Origin of the sequence: Alienimonas chondri (assembly GCF_013036045.1) — a bacterium.
Taxonomy (GTDB): Bacteria; Planctomycetota; Planctomycetia; order Planctomycetales; family Planctomycetaceae; genus Alienimonas; species Alienimonas chondri.
In genome coordinates, this window is sequence record NZ_WTPX01000140.1 from 1 (window position 1) to 11954 (window position 11954).

Sequence of the window (11954 nt, forward strand, 5' to 3'; positions counted from 1 at the left end):
GTCTTCGCCGGCCATTTGCGGACCGCGGCGGCGGGCGGCGGCGGGGCGGGCGCCTCCCCGGTGAGGGAGCGTTGGCGCTTGGCCTCGGCGGCTCGGGCGGCGGCGCCGTCGGGGTCCTGGAACTCCGGCCGCAGATAGCGGATCTGCCCGCGGGCCTCCTCCGCGGCGCGCTCGGCGTTGAGAGCCACCAACCGCGTGAGAATCTCCTCATCCGTCAGCTCCGCCGGCCAGCCGTAGGCGTCGGCGACGGCGGCGTCGAGGTCGTCGTGCAACGCCCGCAACACGCCGACGAGCCCGCGGTCGTGCACGTCCCGCTGCTTGTCGGTCAGCGCCGCCCCGGCCCGCAACGCCTCCAGCACGTTATACAACCCGGTCAACGTCAGGTCCGCGTGTTCGCTTTGAACCCGCTTGCGATGGGCGTCGAGCTGCTCCCCGAGATCGCGAATACGCTCGGCCTGTGCGTCCGTCGCATCGGGGAACGGGAACGGATCGAAGCAGCGGGTGTTGTTATAAACTGGATCATTCCCAACACCCATCCTGCCCCCGCTCCGCAACGTCCACACCGTGTGGACCTTGGACGAAAGGACCCCGAGGACAAATGAGTCGTCAGAACTAATCGCAAATAATGCGCCGTCCCACACATATTTTGTCTCAAAAAAGGCGAAGTAGCGATGTTTGGAAGTGCCGAGAGTGACAATATAGCGGCCTAGATCTCGAAGAGCTTCTCTGATAACTGGCCGCTCCCAGGCAAAGCGCCACCATATTTCACGGATCGACTTCCGCTTGTTCTGATCCCTATCCGGCTTAACGTAATCGACAACTCGCTGATACGCAGATGGATGAAGCCTCCTTGAGTCTTCCACGTTCAGGCCGAAGAAATCGATAACGTTCCGAGGTTGTGTCCCATACTTCACCTCCTTGGTAGATATGTACGGTCGAACGATTGTTTGCTGCGTGTTTGGGTTAACCTCCCCAAGAGGGAAGTCGCCGCCCACAAAGAAACCTTTTCTCTTGTCTACGAGCTTCACGCCTTGACCGCAAAGCCCGAAGTTCGATTTAAGGGGCAATGCCGCCGTGAGATTCGCTCCAATCGTCAGGTCTGAATTGATAGCTCCCTCTCTCTCCTCGAACTCTACGTCGATTGCAAGTTCGTTCGATTCTCCTTCAGACACCACGGTTGCAAGCTTGCCCTCTATCGATCCCCGATTAATGACCGTCATTGCAACTCGAACTGCGGCGCCGTCGGCTTCGTCGACCCACGGATGATTCGGAATTGCATAGGCCAGCGACACATCGGACAAATGCCTTTCGACAACACGGCGACTAAACGTCTGCGTAATACTATTCGTGGTAATCAGTCCAGCTCTCAAACAAGCTCCTTGTGCCACAAGTGATGCCGCACGGTCCCACCAGTGCATAACGTAATCGCAACTATCGGGAACGGTTCCCCAAGCTTCACGTAAGGCATCAACGTATGCCCAGCCAAGATCATCTCTCATCCGTTTGTTCCCCACGAACGGCGGGTTGCCGATGATGTAATCGGCCCGGGGCCAGTCGGCGGGGCGGGGGTTTTGGTAGTCGTAGACCGGGACGCGGGCGGTCTCGTCGGGGACCTCGGCGCCGGTGACGGGGTGCGGTTTGGTGGTGCGGCCGTCCCAGGTGGTCAGCGGCTCGCCCTGCTCGTCCAAACGGGGAACCCGTGCGTCGTAGGCCAGCACGGCGTCGCGGTGCTCGATCGTCTTCTGCGAACTGAGGATCGGGTCCGGCAACGTCTCCACCCCCCGCGTCGCCAGATGCCACCGCAGATAGCCGATCCAGACGACCAGCTCCGCGATCGCCGCGGCCCGGGGGTTTAATTCGATCCCCAATACGTTCTGCGGACCGACGGTGTCCGTGAGGGTCTGCGTTTCCTCGCCGAACTCCCGCAGCGTCTCCAACACCTCCCCTTCCAATTGTTTGAGGTGCTCCAGCGCCACATACAAAAAGTTCCCGCTGCCGCACGCCGGGTCCAGGATCCGCAGGTCGCACAGCTGTTCATGGAAGGCGCGCACCGCGGCGCGGGCGTCGTCGGCGGCGCCGGCTTGCAGCTGAGCGGCGGCGGCGGCGCGGGTCGCCTGCCATTCGTCCCGCAGCGGTTCGACCACGGTGGGCAACACCAGCCGCTCCACATAGGCCCGCGGCGTGTAATGCGCGCCGAGTTTATGCCGCTCCGCCGGGTCCAGGGCGCGCTCCAACAACGTGCCGAAGATCGCCGGCTCCACCCCGGTCCAATCTGCCTTCGCCGCTTCCCACAGCAACGTCACCCCGTCGGCGGACAGCGGCAGGGCGCTGCGATCTTTGAACAGCGACCCGTTGAAGTGCCGGACCCGCCCGCCGGTCACGCCGGAATATTTGGCGCCCTCGTCCATATCCGTCCAGAGGCGCTCCGCGGCGTCCGGGAAGACGGCGGGGTCCGCTTTGCAGCGTTCCAGCAGCGCGGTGAAGGAGGCCGCCGGCAGCAGACCGGCGTCTTCGCAGAACATGGTGAACAGGCAGCGCATCAGGAACCCGGCGACCTCCGCGGGCGGTCGGGCGGGGTGCGGGCCGTCGCCCTTCTCCAGCCGCTTCGCCAACTCCGCCAGTTTGGCGGCCAGTTCCCGGGTGGCCCGGGCGCTGCGTTTGGCCGGGTCCAACGCCGTCGGGTCCGTCCAGACGGTCTTGAGGATCGCCCGCACGTCCGGGTCGGTCAGATCGTCCAGCCGCACGCGGTGGGAGCGACGCCCGGGCCGGACCTCCGTGAACGGCCGGTAATGCTTGCCGGTGCCGGAGAAGTCCGCATAGAGGTCCAGACAGTGGCCGACGTCGCAGACGATTAAAAAGGGCGGCCAGTCCGGGACCAGCTTGGCGTAGCGTTCCGCCTGATTGCGGGCCTTCAGCATCGCCCGGTCCCAGGTGCCGGTGCCGCGACGGGCCGTGCCCGCTTTCCGCCGACCGGCGGCCTTCTCCTCGGACAGCGGCTTCGGTCCGGCGGGGGCGTCGGCGCCCTGCTTGCTCTCCAGGACGAAGCAGCCGGCCTTATACAGGTCGATAAAGTTCGTCGTGCGTTCCTCCCCGCCGTACTGTTTGACGGCTCGCTCGAACGTATAACGGTTCTCCTCCGTCTCCGGCACGGCGGGGTCCGGCGGGGGCACGTCCAACAGCTCGCACAGATCCCGCAGGAACGATTGGCTGTTGGCGGTCTCCGCCCCGCCGCTGGCGGACCACTTCGCAACGAACGCGGCGGCGGGATCGGACATGGACGACACGGCGGCGGGGCAGAACGACGGCGGGGGGAGGCGCACCGGGGCATGACGAGCCGGGGCGGTCGGAGCGTACCGGCGGGCGTCGGTTCGCTGCCACATCGGCAGAACCCGCGCCACCGGCCGGGGACGACGGGTGCGCATCCTACTCTCTGACAGTCACTTCCAGCGAATCGCCGCGTCTCGGTCCGCCGCATGCAGGGGTGACTGGTCGCGGCTCCCGGTCCGCCCCGGTCGTTCTCGACGTCGGTCGACGAACGCGGCGGTCCGGCAGCCGGCGATCGATCATCACGTCACCCCGTCCCGTTATCTCTGAACAGGAACCGATCCCCGTGGCCAAGCTGCTGGAATTCGACGACGACGCCCGTAAGCACCTCCTCAGCGGGGTCGAAAAGCTGGCGCGGGCCGTCAAGAGCACCCTCGGCCCCCGGGGCCGCAACGCGGTGCTGGATAAGGGTTGGGGCGCCCCCAAGATCACCAAGGACGGCGTCACCGTCGCCGAGGACATCGAGCTGAACGACGCCTTCGAAAACATGGGCGTTCAGCTCGTGAAGGAAGCCGCCAGCAAGACGAACGACACCGCCGGCGACGGCACCACCACCGCCACCGTGCTGGCCGAAGCCCTCTTCAAAGAGAGCTTGCGGTTCCTGGCCAGCGGCGTGGACGCCACCCAGATGGCCCGCGGCGCCCAGAAGGCCGTCAACGCCGTCGTCGAGCATATCGGCAAGATCAGCACCCCCGTCGACGCGACCGATAAGAAGTCGCTGCAGACGGTCGCCACGATCTCCGGCAACAACGATCCGGAAATCGGCAAGACCCTCGCCGACGCCTTTATCAAGGTCGGCAAAGACGGCGTGATCACGGTCGAAGAAGGCCGTGGGATCAACACCACCGTCGACCTCGTCGAGGGCATGGAGTTCGATCGCGGCTTCCTCTCCCCGCACTTCGTCACCGACGAAGACGGCCAGGAAGTGGTGCTCGACAACCCGCACATCCTCGTGTTCGAGGAGAAGATCTCCAACGCCCGGAACCTCGTTCCGCTGCTCGAAGAGATCAGCAAGGACGGTCGCCCGCTGCTGATTATCGCCGAAGATATCGAAGGCGAAGCCCTCGCCACGCTGGTCGTCAACAAGCTGCGGGGCATCCTCAAGGTCGCCGCGGTCAAGGCGCCGGGCTACGGCGATCGCCGCAAGGCCATGATGGAGGACATCGCGATCCTCACCGGCGGCCGGGCGATCTTTAAAGACCTCGGCGTCAAGCTGGACGCCGTCACGGTCGACGACCTGGGAACCGCCAAGAAGATTCGGATCTCCTCCGATAAGACGATCGTCGTGCAGGGCGGCGGTTCGTCCGAAGCGATCGACGGCCGGGTCAACCAGATCCGCCGCGAAATCGAGGACACCGACAGCGACTACGACCGTGAGAAGCTGCAGGAGCGCCTCGCCAAGCTGGCCGGCGGCGTCGCCCAGATCAACGTCGGGGCCGCCACCGAGACCGAGATGAAGGAACGCAAGGACCTGTTCGACGACGCCTTGGCCGCCACCCGTGCGGCGCTGGAAGAGGGCATCGTCCCCGGCGGCGGCGTGGCGTTGCTGCGGAGCGCCGCGGCGGTCAAGAAGCTTAAGTTGAAGGGCGACGAAGCCTTCGGCGGCGAGTTGGTCGGCCGCGTGCTGGGCATGCCGCTCCGCACCATCGCCGAGAACGCTGGCCAGGACGGCGCCGTCGTCGCCAACCGCGTGCTGCGGGATGAAGGCGTCAACTTCGGCTACGACGCCTTGGCCGATAAATACTGCGACCTGATCGACGCCGGCGTCGTCGACCCGGCCAAGGTCGTTCGCACCAGCCTGCAGAACGCCCTGTCCGTCGCGATGCTGCTGACCACCACCGCCGGCCTCATCGCCGACGAACCCGTCGACCCGGACGAAGCCGGCGGCCACGACCACGACCATGACGGCATGGGCGGCGGAATGGGCGGCATGGGCGGCGGCATGCCGGGCATGGGCGGAATGGGCGGCATGGGAATGGGCGGCATGGGCGGGATGATGTAAGCCCGCTTCGCGGGCCGTCGAGAGTTAAAAGGGGTTGAGAGTCGAGAGCTCACACGCCTCGCTCCCGTCCCCCGGCTCCGGCGCCCGCTCCTTTTATCTCTCAACTTTCAACCTTCAACACTTAACTCCACACGATGACTCTGAACCCCCTCGACGATCGCGTCGTCATCGAGCCGCTCGAAGCCGAAGAAACCACCGCCGGCGGCATCGTCCTGCCGGACGCCGCCAAGGAGAAATCCCAGCGCGGCAAGGTCCTCGCCGTCGGTCCCGGCAAGCTGCTCGATAGCGGCGAACGCAGCCCCGTCGGCGTGGAAGTCGGCGACGAAGTCCTGTTCGGCAAGTACGGCGGCACCGAGATCGAAGTCGACGGCAAGGACGTCAAGATCCTCCGCGAAGCCGATATCCTGGCCAAAGTGCTGTAGTCGTTCGGCCGCGTTTCGTTTGAGGGGCCGGGGGAAAGGCGTGAGGCGTAAGTGACGGCGGCGATCTCGCTCCACTTGCCCCTTACGCCTCGCCCCTTTCCCCTCCCCTCTTCAAATCCCGAATCTATATAACGCCCGCACCATCCCATGGCCAAGCAACTCCTCTTCGACGACCCCGCCCGCCTCAAGCTGAAGAAGGGCATCGACACCCTCGCCGACGCCGTCGCCGTCACGATGGGGCCGCGCGGCCGCAACGTGCTGATCGATAAGTCCTTCGGCAACCCCGTCGTCACCAAGGACGGCGTCACCGTCTCCAAAGAGGTGGAGCTGGAAGACCCGTACGAGCACATGGGCGCCAAGCTGGTCAACGAGGTCGCCAGCAAGACCAGCGACACCGCCGGCGACGGCACCACCACCGCCACCGTGCTGGCCCGCGCCATCTTCACCGAGGGGCTGCGGAACATTAACCTCGGCGCCAACCCGCAGGTCGTGCGTCGCGGGATTGAAAAGGCCGTCGCCAAGGCCGTCGAGACCCTCGAAAGCCTGTCGAAGCCGGTCGACGGCAAGGGCCAGATCGCCCAGGTCGCCGCCATCAGCGCCAACAACGACAAGGCCGTCGGCGACCTGATCGCCGAAGCCTTCGAAAAGGTCGGCCGCGACGGCGTCATCACCATCGAAGAGGGTAAGAGCGGCGAGACCGTCCTCAACCTCGCCGAGGGGATGCAGTTCGACAAGGGCTACAGCAGCCCCTATTTCGTCAACGATCCGGACACCATGTCCGTCGTGATGGAGGACTGTTATATCCTCCTGCACGAGAAGAAGATCTCCAACCTGCGGGACCTCATTCCCCTGCTGGAGAAGATCAGCACCACCGGCAAGCCGCTGCTGATTATCGCCGAAGACGTCGAGGGCGAAGCCCTCACGGCGCTGGTCGTCAATAAATTGCGCGGCGTGTTGAACGTCGCCGCGGTCAAGGCGCCCGGCTTCGGCGAGCGTCGCAAGGCCATGCTGCAGGACATCGCCGTCCTCACCGGCGGCACGTTCGTCTCCGAGGACCTCGGCGTGAAGCTGGAAGCGGTCGAGCTGGAGCACCTCGGTACCGCCAAGAAGGTCGAAGTCACCAAGGACGAAACGACCATCATCGAAGGCGGCGGTTCCCAGGAGAACCTGCAGAAGCGCGTCGCCCAGATTAAGAAGGGCATCGAGGACACCGACAGCGAATACGACCGCGAGAAGTTCCAGGAGCGCCTCGCCAAGCTGGTCGGCGGCGTGGCCGTGGTCAGCGTCGGCGCCGCCACCGAGGCGGAGATGAAGCAGACCAAGGCCCGCATGGAAGACGCCCTGCACGCCACCCGCGCGGCGGTTGAGGAAGGCATCCTCCCCGGCGGCGGCACGGCGCTGCTGCGGTGCATCAAGGGTTTGGACGACGTGAAGGCCCGCGGCGACGAGAAGGTCGGCGTGGAGATCGTCCGTCGCGCCTTGCAGGCCCCGACGAAGCAGATCGCCAAGAACGCCGGCGAAGACGGCTCCGTCGTCGCCGACGAGGTGCTGGGCAAAGAAGGCCCGAACGGCTTCAACGCGCTCACCGGCGTCTACGAAGACCTGTTCGCCGCCGGCGTGATCGACCCGACGAAGGTGGTCAAAAGCGCCCTGACCAACGCCGCCAGCATCGCCGCCCTGATGCTGACCACCCAAGTCCTCGTCACCAAGACCGAAGAACCCGGCGAAGACAAGCTCCCGGCCGTCGAGGGTGCCGTGCGGTAGTGCGGAATCCTCTGGATTTCCGGCCCGGGAGATCCTCCGAATCTGGCAGGTTGCCTTGACGATCCCCTTTCTGCGGGTCAACCTCTCGACGGTGCCCCTACCCCTCGACTCGGATTTTCCGGTTGGACGATCACCGGTCAACCACTAGAACTCGCGTGTGCTCACAGCCGGGCTCGCCGGCTGATGACGAGCCATTTCAACCCTTACTAAAAAACCAGGAGACATTGATGCAAATCGAAAGCATCACCATCATCGGCTAACGAATCAAATGTTGTTTCGCTTGCCGCTTAATGACTGACCTGCGTAGGGATACCTACGCAGGTCAGTTTACGCGCCACCTACGTCATAGATCCAGCATGCCCACTATAACGAACGAGCCAGACAAGCCAGGCGTCGAACGTAAGGTGGCTAAGAGTCCCGCTGTAGCAGAAAAACCGCGGTCCATATTCCAGCCTGTGTGGTCGCGGGTCACCAAAGTCTGGGACAAGTCGAAGTCGTTCTTAGGGTTCTTCTCAGGGTATCTCTGGGGGGGCATTACCTTACTGCTGATCGGCATAATTCTCGACCAGGCCTACGGCGACGAAATACCGTTCGTCGCCGGGGTACTTACAGACATCTGCCGCTCCCTTGGCGTCGCCGTCATAATTGCGGCCATATTCAGCTACACAGTCGGAACTGCGAGGTTTATCGACAGGGTCAGGGAAGATTTGCAAAGCATTATTGCAAGTCGCCGTTTCCTGTCAGATATGGATCACCAGTCTAAGAGGGACGTCTTGCGGGCTGTGCTTACTCCGACAGAACGACAAAGGCGGATATATGATAATGTGGACAGCTACTACGAACACTTCATCGAAAAGTCCTTAGGCATCTCAAACACCTGTGTTCGCAGCAACTACCGCCTATCATGTAAATGCTTCTACGACCTCGACCTCAACTGCGTCGTCTGCGAACAAACAATCAACTACCGACTTTACCCCGCTTCTGGCGGTTATGAAGACGTAGTCCTGACATCAGTAGGTCCCGATGAACATAAGGTCTGCGTGGAACACTTAAAATTCTTCTACCCAAAAGGGGACCCGGAAATATTCAAAGCTTCGGACATAGCTGCTCGACAATCTGAGCTAAGGGCACAGATGGGCACGGGAGAGCAAGGGGAGGATACCATGTTGAAAATCCCGGTATGCAACCCTCGAGCCCGTGCCGATTGGACACTGGATCCGCCTCATGTGGATGTAGAGATGAAAGTGGTTGTATCTGGCGATGACCACTGGATCAACTTGGCATTCAAAGCACTTCAGCCCACAGATGGGTTCAGGTTCTCAGTGCAGTGCGAGGGAATGCTAGTCATACGAGATTACAATGTGCTCATACATTCGGCCGACTTTCGCGTCGACCCGGCTAAACCGGCCGGTTCAAAACAAGTGGTTATCAACTGCCCACAGTGGATGGACCAGGGGGCCGGCGTCGCTGTTATAGTCGGCGTCCCTCATGCTGCTGCGGACGAAATCAAGAAGCAGATGCGTTCTGCCGCAGGCCATGCTCTTGCGGAAGAGCTTGCCGAACACCTGCGAGTATCGTAACCGGGCGCCGGGTGCCTGGGGCAGCCTGAGCGTCCGATTTCCCTTCCCCATGGGTGGCTGGGGCAGTAGGGAGGGAGGCGTCAGCCGACTGACCGGATGCCCCAGAACCAGTGACGCCCGATCGTTTCTCCTCTCGTTCGGACGCAACACGTTCTGGGGCATCCGCTTCGCTTCTGCCCCAGCCACCCGAGCCGAGAAGAAGATCGCCTGGGGTCTGGGCCGGGTGCCTGGGGCAGCCAGAGCGTTCGATCTCCCTTCCCCATGGGTGGCTGGGGCAGGAGGAAGGGAGTCTTTACGACCGACCGGATGCCCCAGAACCAGCGACGCCCGATCGCTCCTCCCCTCGTTCGCACGCAACACGTTCTGGGGCATCCGCTTCGCTTCTGCCCCAGCCACCCCGGGCGTGGGGTTGACCGGCCAGGTTGGGCGCTTCACCGTGTTCGCATGGCTCGTCGCCGGAACTATAACGATCCCGGGCATGCTCATAGTCTGACGTTTTGCTGCTATCGTCGACTGCCGTTGCTTGCGAAAGATCGAAGCCGGAACTGGTTGTGCGAGGCGATCAACGCCGCCCGGGAAGAACTGGCCTACGACGTGTGGGCCTACGTGCTGATGCCGGAACACGTCCATCTGCTGGTGTGCCCCCGCGAACGGGTTTATGACATCGCTGCGTTTCGCAAGGCGATTAAGGAACCCGTCGGACGGGCCGCGATGGCGTATCTGAAGCAGCACGCCCCGGACTTTCTGTCGAAGCTCACCCGCCGACGAGGACGCAGAGTCGAACGCCTGTTTTGGCAGTCCGGCGGCGGGCACGATCGCAACGTGTTCACGCTGGAAACGCTCCGCGCCCAGATCGATTATCTGCACCTCAACCCCGTCCGCCGGAGATTGTGCGAACGGGCGACGGATTGGGCGTGGTCCAGCGCCCGCGATGATGCCGCCGCGGACCGGGGCACGCGCCGGCGCAACGCGCCGGTGTCGCTCGACCTGGGTTCGCTGCCGGCCCTCCTCGATGGCGGCCGGGTGGAGGGCGTCCGGGTTTGAGGATGTTTGGGCTTGAGGGCCGCCGCACGGGGCCGTGGCCGTCCCGACGGGTTCAGGCGGGCTGGATCGACTTCTTTTGCCCCCTCGGCTGCCGGGCCTTATCTTCGGCCGTCTCTCCGCACGGTCGGGCGCGGCGGCGTCCGCCCGGTCGAACGTCTATCAAGTTGGTCGAAGCATGAAATCGCCTTTCTCCGACGAGGTGCAGTCGCTCGCCAGCGTGTTTCAAGACGATCTCCGAAAGCACCTGATCGAGGTGCGCAGCGACCCGGACGTCTACGGCTACGCGATCATATTCGGCGATCAGGGCGCGGACCAAGCGGGAGCCGTCGCGGCGTTCAGTCGCCACGAGGATCTCGCCGAGTTCGACGACGACTATCGCGACGAAGCGAAGTTTAATCCCGACGAATGGCAGCGCCGGTCTTTCGACGCGTTCCCGAAGTTCCGCGAGCGGTTTCAGGTCCTGCTCAAAGACTTTCAACAAACGTCCCCCGATTGGGACGAGGAACGACGATTGATCGATGAACTTCGCCGGATGTATCTGAGGGTCGCCGAAGCGGTCGTCGAGGAGGGCGGGTTCGGCCACCTCTCTTATCGAGTCCTCTGGACTCCCGGCTCCAGTCACCCGATCCTGGCGGAATCCGCCCGTCGGCTGAACTCGCCGGAGGTTCGCGCCGCCGCTCAGTGTATTTTTGACGAGGATCTCGGCTGACGGCGGGCGACGTCCGAGCTTGGAACCGAGGTCTGTGTCGCTCGCATGTTCACCCGTCTCGTCCGCTCCGCTCCCGAGCCGTGAGAACATGGCGCCCCGCGGCGGGCGGGTGGCGCTGGCGGCGTTCGTCAGTACCTTGCTCCGTCGGGCGGCGCCGGCTCTGACGACGCCAGCGATTCCCGACGGTCGTGGCCGTTGGGAACAGCGCTCTCGTCCCCCGTGCCACTGCGAGCTGACGTGCGACGCGCTCTCCAATTCGACCGGCTCGACGACTGCGTCGCGGAATGCCGGAGCCTGCTTCGCACGGGTTATCTTCAAAACGGGAATTGGACGCTCGCTCAGATCTGTCGTCATTTGCGGCTCACCATCGAGGCGAACCTCCGGGGCTATCCCGCCTGGATGACCGTCCTCGGCTTTCCGCTCCGCCCCGTGCTTCGCCGGTGGATGTTGCCGCGACTGCTCGCCGGCGATTCCCCCTCCGGCGTGAAAACCGCCGGCATGTTCGTCCCGGATTCCGCTCTCAACGACGCGGACGAGGTCGACGCCCTGTCGCGCTGCGTGGAGCAGTTCCTCGCCCATTCCGGAGACCTTCACGCCCACCCGGGGTTCGGTCGGATGACTCATGAAGAGTTCGGTCGGTTTCATGCGGCCCACGCCGCCCACCACCTGAGTTTCCTGGCGGTCGCGGAACCCCGATCCGCTTAGATCGGCGCGGGCGCCTGGGGCAGCTTGACCGTCCGGCCGCCTGTCCTCATGGCCGGGTGTCTGAGGCAGTCTGAGCATTCGATCTCCCTTCGCCATAGATGGCTGGGGCAGTAGGGAGGGAGGCGTCAGCTGACCGACCGGATGCCCCAGAACTAGCGACGCCCGATCACGACTCCCCATCGTTCGCTCGCAACCCGTTCTGGGGCATCCGCTTCGCTTCTGCCCCAGCCGCCCCGGGCGTGGGGTTGATCGCACGCTGGGGGCCGGCGGGTGGCGCTGGCGTCTCGCCAGGGAGGGCGACGTGGTGCGTGGCGTCGTGTCAAAGGTTTTTCCCAATCGCTCTCCACTGGCAGAAGGCCTGCGCCGCCCTGCCGTCACTCTTCCGGGGGCGGGCGTTCCGGGGG

At 63.9% G+C, this 11954-nt stretch carries 8 protein-coding genes; 7 read left to right on the top strand and 1 reads right to left on the bottom strand.

From position 1 onward, the window contains the following. Positions 1 to 3275 (bottom strand): class I SAM-dependent DNA methyltransferase (locus LzC2_RS17035; RefSeq protein ID WP_171189224.1); only part of this gene is annotated, 3275 nt, incomplete at its 3' end. A 335-nt stretch (positions 3276 to 3610) separates the two neighbouring features. Between LzC2_RS17035 and groL (LzC2_RS17040) the strand changes: the two genes are divergently transcribed. The 7 genes from groL (LzC2_RS17040) (at position 3611) to LzC2_RS17070 (ending at position 11550) form a co-directional block, all read left to right on the top strand. After that, the gene (gene groL / locus LzC2_RS17040; RefSeq protein ID WP_171189225.1) at positions 3611 to 5326 is read left to right on the top strand and encodes a chaperonin GroEL; all 1716 of its coding nucleotides are present in this window, start codon (positions 3611 to 3613) and stop codon (positions 5324 to 5326) included. Between the two features lie 134 nt (positions 5327 to 5460). Beyond that, the gene (groES, locus tag LzC2_RS17045; protein ID WP_171189226.1) at positions 5461 to 5748 is read left to right on the top strand and encodes a co-chaperone GroES; all 288 of its coding nucleotides are present in this window, start codon (positions 5461 to 5463) and stop codon (positions 5746 to 5748) included. A 147-nt stretch (positions 5749 to 5895) separates the two neighbouring features. After that, positions 5896 to 7512, top strand: coding sequence for a chaperonin GroEL (gene groL / locus LzC2_RS17050; RefSeq protein ID WP_171189227.1), 1617 nt, complete (start codon positions 5896 to 5898; stop codon positions 7510 to 7512). 356 nt (positions 7513 to 7868) lie between these two features. Then, on the top strand, positions 7869 to 9092 hold the full coding sequence (locus LzC2_RS17055; RefSeq protein WP_171189228.1) for a hypothetical protein: 1224 nt from the start codon (positions 7869 to 7871) through the stop codon (positions 9090 to 9092). Between the two features lie 444 nt (positions 9093 to 9536). Then, positions 9537 to 10136: an REP-associated tyrosine transposase gene (locus tag LzC2_RS17060; protein WP_171189229.1), complete on the top strand. Its 600-nt coding sequence runs from the start codon at positions 9537 to 9539 to the stop codon at positions 10134 to 10136. Between the two features lie 175 nt (positions 10137 to 10311). Next, the gene (locus LzC2_RS17065) at positions 10312 to 10845 is read left to right on the top strand and encodes a DUF4303 domain-containing protein (RefSeq protein ID WP_171189230.1); all 534 of its coding nucleotides are present in this window, start codon (positions 10312 to 10314) and stop codon (positions 10843 to 10845) included. Positions 10846 to 11082: 237 nt separating this feature from the next. Beyond that, complete coding sequence (locus LzC2_RS17070; protein ID WP_206678765.1) at positions 11083 to 11550, top strand: DUF1569 domain-containing protein; 468 nt, start codon at positions 11083 to 11085, stop codon at positions 11548 to 11550. Positions 11551 to 11954 lie beyond the last annotated feature (404 nt).

What these genes read in the sequence shown, in the direction of transcription:
- groES (WP_171189226.1), top strand. Translation starts at nt 5,461, where the DNA reads ATGACTCTGAACCCCCTCGACGATCGCGTCGTCATCGAGCCGCTCGAA.
- groL (WP_171189227.1), top strand. Translation starts at nt 5,896, where the DNA reads ATGGCCAAGCAACTCCTCTTCGACGACCCCGCCCGCCTCAAGCTGAAG.
- LzC2_RS17055 (WP_171189228.1), top strand. Translation starts at nt 7,869, where the DNA reads ATGCCCACTATAACGAACGAGCCAGACAAGCCAGGCGTCGAACGTAAG.
- LzC2_RS17060 (WP_171189229.1), top strand. Translation starts at nt 9,537, where the DNA reads ATGGCTCGTCGCCGGAACTATAACGATCCCGGGCATGCTCATAGTCTG.
- LzC2_RS17065 (WP_171189230.1), top strand. Translation starts at nt 10,312, where the DNA reads ATGAAATCGCCTTTCTCCGACGAGGTGCAGTCGCTCGCCAGCGTGTTT.